Annotated in this window: 13 protein-coding genes; 4 read left to right on the forward strand and 9 right to left on the reverse strand. The window is 70.7% G+C overall.

Annotation, left to right across the window (positions count from 1 at the left end; all coding sequences use genetic code 11):
* Positions 1-51 precede the first annotated feature (51 nt).
* Entirely contained in the window at positions 52-747 is a 696-nt protein-coding gene (ctrA, locus tag PHZ_RS04655; protein ID WP_012521413.1) for a response regulator transcription factor CtrA, read from the reverse strand.
* Positions 748-1,029: 282 nt separating this feature from the next.
* On the opposite strand from ctrA, the gene PHZ_RS04660 reads away from it, so the two are divergent.
* From PHZ_RS04660 to PHZ_RS04675, 4 genes are all read left to right on the forward strand, one after another.
* Complete coding sequence (locus PHZ_RS04660; protein ID WP_041373182.1) at positions 1,030-1,326, forward strand: hypothetical protein; 297 nt, start codon at positions 1,030-1,032, stop codon at positions 1,324-1,326.
* 63 nt (positions 1,327-1,389) lie between these two features.
* A complete protein-coding gene (locus PHZ_RS04665) occupies positions 1,390-2,490 on the forward strand; it encodes an SDR family oxidoreductase (RefSeq protein WP_012521414.1) in 1,101 nt (366 codons plus the stop codon).
* Between the two features lie 66 nt (positions 2,491-2,556).
* On the forward strand, positions 2,557-3,906 hold the full coding sequence (gene fliI, locus PHZ_RS04670; RefSeq protein ID WP_012521415.1) for a flagellar protein export ATPase FliI: 1,350 nt from the start codon (positions 2,557-2,559) through the stop codon (positions 3,904-3,906).
* The gene (locus PHZ_RS04675; protein ID WP_012521416.1) at positions 3,903-4,310 is read left to right on the forward strand and encodes a flagellar export protein FliJ; all 408 of its coding nucleotides are present in this window, start codon (positions 3,903-3,905) and stop codon (positions 4,308-4,310) included. The genes fliI and PHZ_RS04675 overlap by 4 nt, the downstream gene beginning before the upstream one ends.
* On the opposite strand, the gene PHZ_RS21480 is transcribed toward PHZ_RS04675, so the two are convergent.
* The 8 genes from PHZ_RS21480 to fliF all read right to left on the reverse strand — a co-directional run bounded on the left by PHZ_RS21480 (position 4,307) and on the right by fliF (position 13,343).
* Entirely contained in the window at positions 4,307-5,482 is a 1,176-nt protein-coding gene (locus PHZ_RS21480; RefSeq protein WP_012521417.1) for a calcium-binding protein, read from the reverse strand. The genes PHZ_RS04675 and PHZ_RS21480 overlap by 4 nt on opposite strands.
* Before the next feature lie 219 nt (positions 5,483-5,701).
* Positions 5,702-6,067, reverse strand: coding sequence for a DUF4282 domain-containing protein (locus PHZ_RS04685; protein ID WP_012521418.1), 366 nt, complete (start codon positions 6,065-6,067; stop codon positions 5,702-5,704).
* 99 nt (positions 6,068-6,166) lie between these two features.
* Complete coding sequence (gene flhA / locus PHZ_RS04690; RefSeq protein ID WP_012521419.1) at positions 6,167-8,263, reverse strand: flagellar biosynthesis protein FlhA; 2,097 nt, start codon at positions 8,261-8,263, stop codon at positions 6,167-6,169.
* Between the two features lie 24 nt (positions 8,264-8,287).
* Positions 8,288-9,655, reverse strand: a complete 1,368-nt coding sequence (gene flbD, locus PHZ_RS04695) for a sigma-54-dependent transcriptional regulator FlbD (RefSeq protein WP_012521420.1) — start codon at positions 9,653-9,655, stop codon at positions 8,288-8,290.
* 28 nt (positions 9,656-9,683) lie between these two features.
* Positions 9,684-10,019, reverse strand: coding sequence for a flagellar motor switch protein FliN (fliN, locus tag PHZ_RS04700; RefSeq protein WP_012521421.1), 336 nt, complete (start codon positions 10,017-10,019; stop codon positions 9,684-9,686).
* A 5-nt stretch (positions 10,020-10,024) separates the two neighbouring features.
* On the reverse strand, positions 10,025-10,672 hold the full coding sequence (locus PHZ_RS04705; RefSeq protein ID WP_041373185.1) for a FliH/SctL family protein: 648 nt from the start codon (positions 10,670-10,672) through the stop codon (positions 10,025-10,027).
* Positions 10,672-11,700 carry a flagellar motor switch protein FliG gene (gene fliG, locus PHZ_RS04710; RefSeq protein ID WP_012521423.1) on the reverse strand — a complete coding sequence of 343 codons (1,029 nt, stop codon included), beginning with the start codon at positions 11,698-11,700 and terminating at the stop codon, positions 10,672-10,674. The genes PHZ_RS04705 and fliG overlap by 1 nt, the downstream gene beginning before the upstream one ends.
* Positions 11,697-13,343: a flagellar basal-body MS-ring/collar protein FliF gene (fliF, locus tag PHZ_RS04715; protein WP_012521424.1), complete on the reverse strand. Its 1,647-nt coding sequence runs from the start codon at positions 13,341-13,343 to the stop codon at positions 11,697-11,699. The genes fliG and fliF overlap by 4 nt, the downstream gene beginning before the upstream one ends.
* Between the last annotated feature and the right edge of the window lie 15 nt (positions 13,344-13,358).

Raw genomic sequence — 13,358 nt, forward strand, 5'->3', positions numbered from 1 at the left:
AAACGCCCGCCGGTGAGGGCGGGCGTTCCGTGACTCTCCTCGAACTGAACCTTAGGCGGCGATCACGCCTTCCTGCGGGTCGCGCAGGACGTAGCCGCGGCCCCACACCGTCTCGATGTGGTGCTTGCCGTCGGCGGCGGCGGCCAGCTTCTTGCGCAGCTTGCAGATGAACACGTCGATGATCTTCAGCTCGGGCTCGTCCATGCCGCCGTAGAGGTGGTTCAGGAACATCTCCTTGGTCAGGGTCGTGCCCTTCCGCAGGGAGAGGAGCTCCAGCATCTGGTATTCCTTGCCGGTCAGGTGGACGCGGATGCCGTTCACCTCGACCGTCTTGGCGTCCAGGTTGACCGTGATGTCGCCGGTCTTGATGACCGACTGCGCGTGGCCCTTCGAGCGGCGGACCACGGCGTGGATGCGGGCGACCAGCTCGTCCTTGTGGAACGGCTTGGTCATGTAGTCGTCGGCGCCGCCCGTGAAGGTCTTCACCTTCGTCTCGATCTCGGCGGTGCCCGACAGGATCATGATCGGGGTGTTGATCTTGCCGACCCGCAGCGTGCGCAGCACGTCCATGCCGCTCATGTCCGGCAGGTTCAGGTCCAGCAGGATCAGGTCGTAGTCGTAGATTTTGCCGAGATCGACGCCTTCCTCACCGAGATCGGTGGTGTAGACGTTGAAGCCTTCGGACTTCAGCATCAGCTCGATGCTTTGCGCGGTCGCGCTGTCGTCCTCGATCAACAGTACGCGCATTCGCCTCTCCTAACGAGTACCCGCAAACCCCTGCGAATTCACAGAATCCGCCCCGGACCTCACCGGCAATCTTGCCGCCGAGTTAATTTAAGACTGGTTAATGGAAACTAGCCCGTCTGACCGAATCGTTAATCTGATTTGAGAATCCGACTCAAGCGCGCGCTTGCGGACCCTCGGTCGCACCCCTGTTGAATCTTTTGTGATTGGACACCCCGTCCGAAACAGCGGGCGGAACGGCCCCGCTCGCTCGGGGTTTCTGGCGGGGAAGCTGGACAGAGAACCATGGACGAGACGACCGACCCGAACGCCGCCCCGAGCCTCCGTCAGGGCCGCAGCCCCCGCGAGCACCTGAAGCGCGCCGCCGCCGTGCTGCCGATGGTGCGCCCCGTGGCCCGCTATGTGCCGAAGAATCCCGCCTTCCTGCTGGGCGCGGCCGCAGTTGGGCTGGGATTCCTGGCCTGGCGCAACCGCGAGCGGATCCGCCGAACGGCCGCGCCGCTGATAGAGGACGCCCGCGTGCGCGGGATCGCCCTGGCCCAGCGTCTGCCGCGGCGGCGACAGGACGAGATCGGCGCCTAGCGGGGAACAGGCGCCGCGCGCTCCCTGTTGAGGACCTGAATCCTCAGACATCCGGAGCCCCCCATGCGCGCCAAGCTGAAGCCGCTCGACCAGCAGGTCATCGTCATCACCGGCGCGAGCTCGGGGATCGGCCTCGCGACCGCTCGGGCCGCGGCCCAGGCCGGCGCCGCCGTGGTCCTGGCCGCCCGCAACGAAGAGGCCCTGCTGCAGATCTGCGCCGAACTCGAGGCGGACGGCGGCCGCGCCCACTTCGTGGTGGCGGACGTCGGGGAGGCCGAGGACGTCGCGCGGATCGCGCGCGAGGCGGCGGCGCGGTTCGGCGGCTTCGACACCTGGGTGAACGACGCCGGCGTCGGCATCTACGGCGACAGCCTGGAGATCCCCGTCGAGGACCACGAGCGCCTGTTCCGCACCAACTACTTCGGCGTGGTCAACGGCTCGGTCGAAGCCGCCCGCCACCTGAAGGACCGCCCCGGCGGCGGGGCGATCATCAACGTCGGCTCGATCGTCTCGGACATGGCCTCGCCGCTGATGGGTCCGTACGTGGCCTCGAAGCATGCGGTGAAGGGCTTCACCGACTGCCTGCGGATGGACCTGCAACGCCAGGGCGCGCCGGTGCAGGTGACGCTGATCAAGCCCGCCAGCATCGGCACGCCGTTCCCCGAGCACGCCCGCAACCTGATGGAGGAGCCCGCCCGCGTGCCGCCGCCGGTCTATGCGCCCGAGGTGGTGGCCGGCGCGATCCTGCACGCGGCCCGGCGGCATGTGCGCGAGCTCACCGTCGGCGGCGCCGGCCGGCAGCTCGTCCTGGCGCAGGCGATGGCGCCGTCCCTGACCGACAGGGTCTACGCCGCGGTCATGCCGCCGCTGTCGCGCCGCAAGGGCGAGAAGGCGCAGGACGACAGCCTCTACTCGCCCTCGGCGGACGGCCAGGCCCGAACGGACGCCTACGGCAGCCGGCCGTTCTCGGTCTACACCGAGGCGCACAAGCGGCCGGGGCTGGTGCTGGGCGCGGCGATCCTGGGGCTGGCGGCGGCGCTCGCCTGGCGCAACCGCGAGACCCTGCAGCGGCAGGCCGGTCCCCTGGTCCAGCGCGGCCGCGAGCGCCTGCCCTGGACGCGGGCCACGGGCACGCCCGCCGGCCTGCAGACCACCCTGCACTAGGCAAAATCTTCACCCCCTCTTAACGGCGAAGCGCCGACTCTCGGCGCCGTTGGCTGAGGGGCGTTCGTGCAGAGTCTTGTCGCCGCCGTGGAGCGGCTCGATCCCCTGACCGTGTCCGGGCGCGTGGCGGCCGTGAACGGCCTCCTGATCGAGGCCCGCGGGGGGCTGACCCGCCTGGCCGTCGGCGCCCGGGCCGAGATCGCCCGCTTCGGACACGATCCGCTGGCCGCCGAGGTGGTGGGCTTCCGCGACACCCGCGCGCTGCTGATGCCCTTCGGTCCGGTGGAGGGCGTCGCCCCCGGCGCCGAGATCCGCATCGAGCCCCAGGGCTCGGCCGTGCGCCCGACGCGCGCCTGGCTGGGCCGCACCGTCGACGCCTTCGGCAATCCCATCGACGGCAAGGGGCCGCTGCCGCAGGGACTGGCCAGCTATCCGCTGCGCGCCCCCCCGCCGGCCGCGCACGCCCGCGCCCGGGTGGGCGAGCGGCTGGACCTGGGCGTGCGGGCCATGAACGTCTTCACCACCTGCTGCCGGGGCCAGCGCCTGGGCGTCTTCGCCGGCTCGGGCGTCGGCAAGTCGGTGCTGCTCTCGATGCTGGCCAAGAACGCCGACTGCGACGCCGTCGTGGTCGGCCTGATCGGCGAGCGGGGGCGCGAGGTGCGGGAGTTCATCGAGGAGACCCTGGGCGAGGAAGGTCTGAAACGCGCCATCGTCGTGGTCGCCACGTCGGACGAGCCGGCGCTCAAGCGCCGCCAGGCCGCCTACATGACCATGGCCATCGCCGAGTTCCTGCGCGACCAGGATCTGGAGGTCCTGTGCCTCATGGACAGCGTCACCCGCTTCGCCATGGCCCAGCGCGAGATCGGCCTGGCCGCCGGCGAGCCGCCGACCACCAAGGGCTACACCCCCACCGTCTTCACCGAGCTGCCCAAGCTGCTGGAGCGCGCCGGCCCCGGGCCCATCCGGCCCGACGGGACGCGGGCGGGGCCGATCACCGGCCTCTTCACCGTGCTGGTGGACGGCGACGACCACAACGAGCCGATCGCCGATGCGGTGCGCGGCATCCTCGACGGCCACATCGTGATGGAGCGGGCCATCGCCGAGCGCGGCCGCTTCCCGGCCATCAACGTGCTGAAATCGATCAGCCGGACCATGCCGGGCTGCCAGCAGCCGCACGAGCGCGAGGTGGTGAAACAGGCCCGCCAGGCGCTGTCGGCCTACGCCAACATGGAGGAGCTGATCCGCATCGGCGCCTACCGCGCCGGGGCCGATCCGCTGATCGACCGGGCGATCGAGCTCAACCCGTCGCTCGAAGCATTCCTCTCCCAGGACCCGGACGACGCCACCGGGCTGGAGGAGTCCTTCGCCGGGCTCGCCATGATCCTGGGCCAGGCTGGTGAGGCGGCCGCGGCATGAGCAACTGGTCCCAGTCGCTGATCAAGCTCGCGTCCTATGAGGTCGAGGTGCTGCAGAAGCGCCTGGCCGAGGTGGTGGATCGCCGCATGGCCGCCCAGCAGCGCCTCGCGCGCCTGTTCGCCGAGGGCGAGGCCGAGACGGCCCATGCGGCGAGCGATCCCGACACCGGCCTGAGCCTTTCCGCCTACCTGGACGGGCTGCGGCTGCGGAAGGCGGCGATCCAGGCCGAGATCGAGGTCATCCTCGCCGAGGAGGCCGGCGCCCGCGATGCGCTCGCCGAGGCCTTCGAGGCTCAGAAGAAGTACGAGCAGGTGGCCGAGTCCGCCCGCCTGCTCGAAGTGAAGGCGCAGGGCCGCCGCGAGACCGCGGCGCTGGACGAACTCGGCCTGCGCAAGGCCCGCTAGACGATCCAGCCTTCGGGCAGCGACGAGAGCTGCACGCCCTGCAGCACCATCCGGCTGTCGCCGCCCATGTCCACGACCGCCCCGGCGTCGCTCTGGTAGGTGGAGTAGGGGCCCAGCGCGTCGACGCGGTCGCCCTCCCAGGGATTGAAGTCCAGCACGAGGTCCAGCCCCGAGCCCTGGAAGACGTGGAAGGTGTCGGCCCCGCCGCCGCCCGCGAGGGTGTCGGAGCCCCGGTCGCCGGCCAGGAAGTCGTCGCCCCAGCCGCCGGTCAGGCTGTCGTCGCCCTGGCCGCCGCGGACCACGTCGTTCCCGCCGCCGCCGTCAGCGGTGTCCTGGCCGAGGTTGCCGAGCACCACGTCCCCGCCGTCGTCGCCGAACAGCAGGTCGTCGTCCTGGCCGCCCACGACCCAGTCGTCGCCCGAACCGCCGGCCACGGTGTCGTTCCCGGTGTTGCCGTGCAGGTCGTCGAACTGCCAGCCGCCCTGCAGGCTGTCGCCGCCCGCGCCGCCGCGCAGGACGTTGACCCCGGCGCCGCCCTCGAGGGTGTCGGCGCCGCCGCCGCCCGCGAGGTGGTCGGCCCCGTCGCCGCCCTGCAGGAACTGGCCCGCGGCGCCGTCGCCCGCGCCGCCGCCGCCGCTTCCGCCGCCACCTTCGCCCCCGGCGGGGGCGAAGGGCGTGTCGTAGCCGCCGAACTTGCCGACGTACTGCGAGACCGGCGTGCCGTAGCCGTCGCGGGTGTCGACCGCCCCGCCGCTCTCCAGCCAGGACTTCAGGTTCCAGACGCCCACGAGGTGCGCGCCGGCCAGGATGCCCGAAGGGGTCACCTCCACGCCCGCCACCCACTGGCCGATGTAGCTCTGCAGGTTCAGCGCCGCGGCGTCCTGCCACACCTTGCCGAACCAGGCGTCGGCGGCCGCGTCCTGGGCCGCCGGCGTGGCGAGGAAGCTCGCCTTGTCCCAGACGCCGTAGCCGTGGGCCGTCTCGGTCCAGGCGCCCACGAAGTCGATGGCGTAGGGATTGCCGTCGCCCTGGTAGAAGCCGATGGCCTGGAGGGCCTCCTCGCCGAACTGGAAGCGGCCCAGGTAGCCCAGGCTGCTCACGAAGGCGTAGTTGTTCCCGGACTCGTTCTGCCCGAGCGCGCGAAGAAGGTCTGAGTAGGTCCCAGCGCTCATTTCCGGTGTTTCCCTCGACTAGGCCGCACGCCGTCGTCCGCCCGCAAGGCGTCGCCCTCGCGCCCCGGAGGGTCGCGGAGCTTCAACTTGGTGGTGAACGGCTGCGGTGACGCCCCCTGCTGCACCCGTCTCTTGGAGACCGCGATCCGGGGGCGAGAATGGGGCGCGTTTGGGGTCTTACCGGTTCAGCGCGACCGTAGCAGGCCTGCGATCACGCCCCTACGAACGGCCTTGGCGCGCGCGCTCGTCCTCGACGTCCTTGCGCAGGACCGAGAGGTCTTCGCTGATGCGGAAGACGGCGACGTAGAACTCGCAGAACGAGCGCCACAGCAGCACCGCGACGCCGACGCCCAGCAGGCCGACCGCCAGCACGGCCAGCGCCAGAAGGACGCCGAGGATGGTGCCCTCGCGGATCGCCACGCCGACGGTCGCGCCCAGCACGCCGAAGGCCATGACGGCGATCACGCCCAGCCCCGCCCAGTAGACCAGGTGGATCACCTGGCCGGTCATCAGGCGCTCGAAGGAGAGCAGGTCCCAGAGGAACCGCGCGCCCGGGCCCTGGGGTCGTTCGAGAGGTCGCCGCATCCGAAACCTGAAGACTTGAAAAGCGACCCCGATCGGGGCCCGTCCGGACCGAACGGCTACCAGCCGGAACGGCGGCCTGCAACGGGCGAACGGCCGCGGTCAGATGGCGCCGACGGTCCGGAGCCTCGCGCGGGGGTGGATCTCGTTCTGGCTCATCACCGGGGTCTGACCGCGGAAGCGCTCGATGATCGAACGGACGTAGGGCCGGATCGCGGGGCTGGTCAGCAGCACGGGGCTGTCGCCGGCCAGCGCCGCGCGCTCGAAGGTCTCGCGCACGCCGCGGATGAAGTCCTGCAGGCGCGAGGGGGCGAGGGCCAGCTGCCTGTCCTCGCCCTGGCCGACCAGGGCCTCGGCGAAGGCGTTCTCCCACTCGCCCGACAGCGTGATGATCGGCAGCGCCCCGTCGTCGCCGCGGTAGGCGTAGCAGAGCTGGCGGCCGAGCCGGGCGCGGACCTGCTCCACCAGCAGGGTGATCGAGCTGGTGTGCGGAGCGGCCTCGCCCACGCCTTCCAGAATGGCCCCGATGTCGCGGATCGAGACGCGCTCGCGCAGCAGCGCCTGCAGGACCCGCTGGATGGTGGTGACGGTGACCACGCTGGGCACCAGATCGTCGACCAGCTTCTTCTGGTGCTGCGGCAGGTCGGCCAGCAGCTTCTGCACCTCGGCGTAGGAGAGCAGCTCGGGCATGTTCTCCTTGAGGATCTCGGTCAGGTGCGTGGTCAGCACCGTCGCCGGGTCGACGATGGTGTAGCCGCGGAAGGTGGCCTCCTCGCGCAGGCCGTCGTCGATCCAGGTGGCCGGCAGGCCGAACGCCGGCTCCTTGACGTGCTCGCCGGGCAGCTCCACCTGGCCGCCACGGGGGTCCATGGCCATCAGCTGACCCAGGCGCACCTCGCCCGACCCGGCCTCCATCTCCTTGATGCGGATGCAGTAGCCCTGGGACGGCAGGCGCATGTTGTCGAGGATGCGCACGGACGGCATCACGAAGCCGAAGTCGGCGGCCAGGGTCTTGCGCAGGGCCTTGATCTGGTCGGTGAGCCGGCGGCCCTCCAGGTCGTTGATGAGGCCCAGCAGCCCGTAGCCCAGCTCGATCTTGATCTCGTCGATGGCCAGGGTCTGGGAGATCGGCTCCTCCTGGTCGGCGGGCAGCGCCTCGGCCGACAGGTCCACCACCTCGGGCTCGGGCTTGGCCTGGGAGCGGCGCCACGCCAGGACGCCCGCGCCGACCGAGATCAGGGCGAAGGGCAGGATCGGCATGCCCGGAATGAACGCGATGACGCCCGCCGCCGCCGAGACCATGCCCAGGCTGACCGGGTTCATGGCCAGCTGCTTGACCAGGGCCTTGTCGGCCGCGCCCTCGACGCCCGCCTTCGAGACCAGGAAGCCGGCGGCGATCGAGATGATCAGCGCCGGGATCTGGCTCACCAGGCCGTCGCCGATGGTCATGATGGTGTAGCTGGCGGCCGCCTCGCCGAGCGGCAGCTGGTGCTGCATCACCCCGATCAGGATGCCGCCGATGACGTTGATGGCCACGATGATCAGGCCGGCGACGGCGTCGCCGCGCACGAACTTCGAGGCGCCGTCCATGGCCCCGAAGAAAGTGCTCTCCTGCTCGAGCTCCTTGCGGCGGACCTTGGCCTCTTCCTGCTCGATCAGGCCGGCCGAGAGGTCGGCGTCGATGGCCATCTGCTTGCCGGGCAGGGAGTCCAGCGTGAAGCGCGCCGAGACCTCGGCGATCCGGCCCGAGCCCTTGGTGATGACGACGAAGTTCACCAGCACCAGGATCGAGAACACGATCACGCCGATGACGTAGTTGCCGCCCATCATCATCTTCCCGAAGGTCTCGATGATGTTGCCGGCGCCGTGGGCCCCCTCGTGGCCGTGGCTGAGGATCAGGCGCGTCGAGGCGATGTTGAGCCCCAGCCGGTACAGGGTCGTGACCAGCAGGACCGTCGGGAAGGAGGTGAACTCCAGGGGCTTCTTGATGAGGATCGCCGTCATCAGGATCAGCACCGACGACGTGATCGAGACCGACAGCAGCACGTCCAGCAGGACGGCCGGCACCGGCAGGATCAGCAGGACGACGATGCCGACGACGCCCAGCGCGAGGCCCACTTCGCCCCGGGCGAACCAGCCCCAGATTTCCTTCGGCGACGGCGCGCCCGAAAGGCGCCCGGCCGTACCGGTGTCAGACATAGGCCCCCCTCAAAGCCCCGCGCGTCAGGCCGCGCTCGCGCCCATCTGCGGCGCCGGCACCGACACGCCGGCCTCGGCGTATTCCTTCAGCTTGTTACGCAGCGTGCGGATCGAGATGCCGAGGATGTTGGCCGCGTGCGTGCGGTTGCCCAGGCAGTGCTCCAGCGTGTCGAGGATCAGCTGCTGCTCCATCTCGGCCACGGTCTGGCCGACGAATGAGCGGCTGGCGGTCTCGGCCGCCAGAGAGGCGGCCTGGGCGGCCCTGGCGTGCGGATCGGCCGGGGCCAGCGGCTGGCCGTCGGGCAGGCGGATGGCCATTTCGTCGATCTCGGTCCCGGTCGCCAGGAGCACCGCGCGGTGCATGGCGTTCTCGAGCTCACGCACGTTGCCGGGCCAGCGGTGGGCGGCCAGGCGCCGCTTGGCCTCGGCCGACAGCGGCTTCTCGGGCATGCCGTTGGCGGCGGCGTACTTCTTCACGAAGTGCTCGGCCAGGGCGACGACGTCGCCCGGCCGCTCCCGCAGCGGCGGCAGGCGCAGGTTCACGACGTTCAGGCGGTAGAGCAGGTCCTCGCGGAACGTCCCTTCCTTCACCGCCTGGGCCAGGTCGCGGTTCGAGGTGGCCAGGATGCGGATGTCCACCTTCACCGGCTTGGTCCCGCCGACGCGGTCGATCTCGCGTTCCTGCAGCGCCCGCAGCAGCTTGGCCTGCAGCCGGGCGTCCATCTCCGAGATTTCGTCCAGCAGCAGGGTGCCGCCGTTGGCCTCCTCGAACTTGCCGATCCGGCGGGCCACCGCGCCGGTGAAGGCGCCCTTCTCGTGGCCGAAGAGTTCGCTCTCCAGGAGGTTCTCGGGGATGGCCGCGCAGTTCACCGAGATGAACGGCCGGCTCGCGCGGCGGGACTTCTGGTGGACGTAGCGGGCGATGACTTCCTTGCCCGAGCCGCTTTCCCCGGTGATCAGGATCGAGGCGTCGGACGGCGCCACCTGGTCGGCCAGCTGGATGACCTGCTCCATGGCCGGGTCGCGCACCACCATCGGACGGTTGTCGTCGCTGACCGCGGCCAGCACCGCGGCGATCAGCTCGGCCTCGGGCGGCAGGGGGATGAACTCCTTGGCCCCGGCGCGGATCGCGTCGGCCGCGCGCTTGGGGTCGGCCCCCACGCCGCAGGCCACCACCGGCACCCGGATCCGCTCGGCCTCGTTGGCCTCGATCAGGCCCGCGATGTCGAGCTCGTAGTCGACCATCAGGAGGTCGGCGCCCTGGCCGGCGCGCAGGGCGTGCGTCGCCGCGAGGATCGTCTCCACGTGGCTGACCTTGGCGCCCGCGCTCATCGCCATCTTCACGGCGGCGGAGAGCTGTCCGCTCAGTTTTCCGACGACCAGAAGCCGCATCGGCAATCTCCTTCACCCCGCCCCGGCCTCAGGCCGCGGCGTCACCGTCCTTGATGATTTCCGTCATGGTCACGCCCAGGCGCTCGTCGACGATGACGACCTCGCCGCGGGCCACCAGGCGGTTGTTCACATAGATGTCGATCGCCTCGCCGACCTTGCGGTCGAGCTCCAGCACGCTGCCCTGCGCCAGCTGCAGCAGCTGGGCGACCGAGAGCGTCGAGCGCCCCAGCACCGCCGAGATGCTCACCGGCACGTCGAACACCGGGGCGAGGTCGCCCGCGGTCTTGTCCTCGTCTGGCGAGGGCTCGGGCAGGGCGCCGTCCTCGGGTCCGAATTCGTCCAGCTTCAGGTCGTCGTCCGCCATGGGCTTTAGCTTTCGCTGCCGGGGATGAGGGGTTCGGCGTGGAGGCCTTCCGCGGCGAGCGCGGCCTCCAGCGCCTGGGTCACGCGTTCGGCCGCGGCGGCCGGGTCGAAGGCCGCCGCGCCGTCGCCGAAGTCGAGGGTGAAGGCGTGCCGGGGCAGGCCGCCGTCGGTCTTCACCTGGATCGCGCCCTCGAAGCCGACCGCCCGGGCGGCGTCGTCCAGCAGCCCCTGCACGGCCTCGGCCAGCGCGGGCTCGGCGCCGACCACCAGCCGCGGCTGGGCCTCGATCTCGCGGGCGAGGCTGGCCAGGGCGGCCTGCAGCGGCGCCTCGGGGAAGCGCTCGAGGGCGGCGTCGGCGATGGCCCGGCCGCAGGCCAGGGCCAGGGCCGCCGAGCCGGTGCGGTGCTCGTGGGCCACTTCGGCCAGCTTCGGCAGGGCCTGGGCGCAGGCGGCCGAGATCGCCTGCAGCGCCTGGGCCTGCTGGGCGGCGATGCCGGCCATGGCGTGGGCCTGACCCTCGGCGAAGGCCGCCTGGCGGATCTGCTCGACCTCGTCGGCCGGGAACATCCGCTTGGGGCGGGGCGCCGCGAAGGCCACGCCGCCGCCGGCGTCGAACTCGGTGTCGAAGGTGAATTTCTCGGGGGCGCCGGACATCAGTACACCAGCTCGTCGTCGCCGCCGGCGCCGGCCAGCATGATCTCGCCCTTGTTGGCGAGGTCCTTGGCCACCTGCACGATCGCCATCTGCGCCTGGTCCACGTCGCGCAGGCGCACGGGGCCCATGGTCTCCATGTCCTCGCGCATGATCTTGGCGGCGCGCTCGGACATGTTGGAGAAGAACATCTCGCGCAGGGCGTCCGAAGCGCCCTTCAGCGCCAGGGCCAGCTGGTCCTTCTCGACCGAGCGCAGCAGGGTCTGGACGCCGCCGGGATCCAGCTTCGACAGGTCCTCGAAGACGAACATCAGCGCGCGGATGCGCTCGGCGGCCTCGCGGTTGCGCTCCTCGAGGGCGGTGATGAACCGCGCCTCGGTCTGGCGGTCGAAGGCGTTGAAGATGTCGGCCATCATCTCGTGGCTGTCGCGCTTCGAGGTGCGGGCCAGGTTCGACATGAACTCGGTGCGCAGCGTCTGCTCGATCTTGTCCAGGATGTCCCGCTGCACCGGCTCCATGCGCAGCATGCGCATGACGCACTCCAGGGCGAAGTCCTCGGGCAGGGCGGCCAGTACGCGCGCAGCGTGCTCGGATTTGATCTTCGAGAGCACCACCGCGACGGTCTGCGGGTATTCGTTCTTCAGGTAGTTGGCGAGCACGGCCTCGTTCACGTTGCCGAGCTTGTCCCACATGGTCCGGCCGGCGGGCCCACGGATCTCCTCCATGAGCTGGTCGACCTTGTCGGGCGGCATGATCGAGGCCAGCAGCCGCTGGGTCTGCTCGAACGAGCCCATGATCGCGCCGGTGGCCGACATGCCCGAGACGAATTCCACCAGCAGGTCCTCGACCACGCTGGAATGGACCGTGCCCAGGCTCGCCATCGCCTGGGAGATCTCCTTGATCTCCTCCTCGTCGAGCTGCTGCCACACCTCGGCGTGCTCCTCGCCGAGGGCGAGCAGCACCACCGCGGCCTTCTCCGGCCCGGTCAGCTTGGTCGCGTCGGCGACGTTCTTGCCCTTCGCGCGGATCATGGCGTCTCGTGCAGCCAGCTACGGAGGATCGCGACCGACTCCTCCGGATGCTTCTCGACGAACTCGGCCACGCGCTTCACCGAGCTGGCCTTCACCTGGCCCTCGATGCGGGCCATGTCGATCTTGCTCTCCAGTTCGGTATGACCGGGGCCGGGCAGGGCGAGCTGGGCCGTGCCGTCGGCGGCGATCTGCATCGGCTGGCCGTCGGCCGTGGTGACGACGCGGGTCACCTGCGGGCCGCCCATCATCATCGGCAGGCCGCCCCCGCCGCCGCCGGTCGCGCTCTTCAGCAGCGGCCGGGCGACGAAGATCAACATCAGGATCCCGACGATCGCCATCACCCCGATCTCGACCGCGCGCATGATGTCGTTCTTATCGAAGCCCATCAGCGGGTTCGCCGCCTCGACGCCGCCCACCGTGTCGGGCGTGGGGAAGCGGACGTTGATGACGCTGACCTGGTCGCCGCGGTCCTGGTTGAAGCCGACGGCGGTGCGGACCAGCTGCTCGATGCGCTGCATCTCCTCGGCGGTGCGCGGCGTGTAGGCGCCCGGCTGGCCGTCGGCGCCGATGGCGGTGACGCCGTCCACCGCGACGGCGACCGACAGGCGCTTCACCTGGCCGGGCTCCTGCACCTCGGTGCGGACGGTCTTGGAGATCTCGTAGTTGGTGGTGGATTCCTGGCGCCCGCTCTGCGAGCCGACCAGGCCGCCGCCGCCCAGCGCCGCGGCGCCGGGCAGGTTCCCGGCCACGCCGGCTTGGCCCGCGCCGTCTTCCTGGTTCTCGCGGCTGTTCTCGTCGGTGGTGGATTCCGAGCGGATCACCTGGCCGTCGGGATCGAAGGTCTCCTGCTGCACGGTGACCCGCGCCAGTTCCAGCTCGGCGGAGACGTTGACGCGCGCCTTGCCGGGGCCGACGACGCCCTCGATCAGGTTCTTCACCTGCTTGGCGATGCGCTGCTCGACCTCGGACTTGCGGCTGTCGGCCTCGGCGGCCATGCCGGTGTCGCCGCCGGACAGCGTCTTGGCGTGCTGGTCCACCACGGTCACGCGGTCGGGCCGCAGGTTGGGCACGGCGCCGGCGATGAGGTTCTGGATCGCGCGCACCTGTTCGGGGCTGGGGGCGCGGCCGCCGACTCCGATGTTGACCGAGGCCGAGGGCTGCTCGGCCTCCTCCTGGAAGAGCTGGCGCTTGGGCAGCACCAGGTGCACCCGCGCCGAGGTGATGCCGTCGAGGCTGCGGATGGTGCGGGCCAGTTCGCCTTCCAGGGCGCGCTGGCGGTTGAGCTGCTGGACGAAATCGGTCTGGCCCAGGGCCTTGGCGTCGTCGAAGATCTCGTAGCCGACCGAACCGGCGGTCGGCAGGCCGCGCGACGACAGCATCAGGCGGGTGGCTGCCACCTTGTCGCGGCCGACGAGGATGGTGGAGCCGTCGCCCTTCACCTCGTACTTGATCCCGGCCTGGTCCAGCGCCTGGGTGATCGAGCCGGCTTCCTTGAGGTCGAGGTTGGAATAGAGCAGGGCCTTGGGCTCGCCCAGGCCCATGGTCATGGCGAACAGCACGGCCGCCAGTCCCGCGCCGATCCCCAGGATGGCGGCCAGACGCCCGATCCCGAACCGCTGAATGGCCGCGAGCAACTGGTTCACGCGGGCGTCCTTCCC

The organism is Phenylobacterium zucineum HLK1 (genome assembly GCF_000017265.1).
Taxonomy (GTDB): Bacteria; Pseudomonadota; Alphaproteobacteria; order Caulobacterales; family Caulobacteraceae; genus Phenylobacterium; species Phenylobacterium zucineum.